At 56.0% G+C, this 368-nt stretch carries 1 protein-coding gene; it reads left to right on the top strand.

Annotated features, from left to right (window positions below):
* Positions 1 to 31: 31 nt before the first annotated feature.
* Positions 32 to 368, top strand: a 337-nt coding sequence (locus tag AC1RP1_RS08040) for a hypothetical protein (protein WP_481762722.1), incomplete at its 3' end; no start/stop codon positions are given.

Raw genomic sequence — 368 nt, 5'->3', positions numbered from 1 at the left:
CAACACGGCCTCTCGCGTCGTAAATAATACAGTGAACGCAGCACTAGGGTCCGCCATTGGCGCGGCTGGTGAGCTGCTTTCTGGCAATACAGGTGGCGCTATCGCCGCGCTGGCTAACGCACCTGAAAACATTTTGGCTTCAGCTTTGAGTGGGCTCGGCGGTTTTGCCGGGCCTTCGTCGATTGCGCTTGCTGGTCCCGGTACTCTCGGGGAAGTCAGCAGCAACGGCGGCATCATCGAAGGCGACAATCTGTTTGGAGCTATGAACCGAACGGACCCGATGATGGCATATTCTTGGTACTGCCAACTACCTATCGCTGGTCCAGGTTCTACGCAAACACCATCTCCAACATCGGGCTCCATTCTAT

The organism is Dellaglioa sp. CoH-56-MRSF-13 (assembly GCF_056782095.1).
This window is presented reverse-complemented; position numbering and strand designations above follow the sequence as displayed.